Origin of the sequence: Mycobacterium sp. SP-6446 (assembly GCF_001954045.1) — a bacterium.
Taxonomy (GTDB): domain Bacteria; phylum Actinomycetota; class Actinomycetes; order Mycobacteriales; family Mycobacteriaceae; genus Mycobacterium.
In genome coordinates, this window is record NZ_MBEM01000040.1 from 1 (window position 1) to 838 (window position 838).

The 838-nt window shown below is 66.0% G+C and carries 1 protein-coding gene; it reads left to right on the forward strand.

The window, feature by feature from the left end:
- Positions 1-838: AMP-binding protein (locus A5736_RS03175; RefSeq protein ID WP_139333103.1), on the forward strand; the 838-nt coding region annotated here is incomplete at both ends.

Here is an 838-nt window from a genome sequence, read left to right on the forward strand (position 1 = left end):
ACCCATAGCGCGCGTATGGATCTGGCGTTTTCGTTGGGGGAGCGTTTCACCGAGGCCGGTGAGCCCGCCGGAATCGGCGGGGCGGTGGAATTTCGCACCGACGTATTCGACCCGGAAAGCATCCAGGCGCTGATCAACCGCTTCGAGCGGGTGTTGATGGCGATGACGGCCGATGCGGGGCGGACGTTGTCCTCGCTGGATCTGCTCGACCAGTCCGAACATGCCCGCTTGGATCAGATCGGTCACCGGGCGGTGTTGACCCGGCCGGTGAGCAGGCCGGTGTCGGTTCCGGAGTTGTTTGCCCAGCGGGTGGCCCGCACCCCGGATGCGGTGGCCCTGGTGTGTCGCGATGTTTCGTGGACTTACCGCCAACTCGATGAGGCGGCTAATCGGTTGGCGCATTTGTTGGTTGGCCGGGGCGTGGGTGCTGGGTGTGTGGTGGGGGTGTTGATGGAGCGCTCTCCACACGCTATCGCCGCGATCACCGCTGTGTTGAAAGCCGGGGCTGCGTATCTGCCCATCGACCCTGAACATCCGCGGGAGCGCATCGAGTTCATGCTCACCGATGCCGCGCCGGTGGCGGTGTTGAGCACCGCGGATCTGGCTGGGCGCCTCGACGGGTTGGGCGTGGCGGTCATCGACATCACCGACCCCGGGGTGCAGGGCCAGTCGAGCACCCCTTTACCAGCGCCGGGCCCCGAGGATATCGCCCATCTGATTTACACCTCGGGCACCACCGGGGTGCCCAAGGGCGTGGCGGCCACCCACCGCAACATCACCCAGCTGCTGGCGTCGTTGGATGCTGATCTGCTGGCCGAGTCGAAACAGGTGTGGGCGC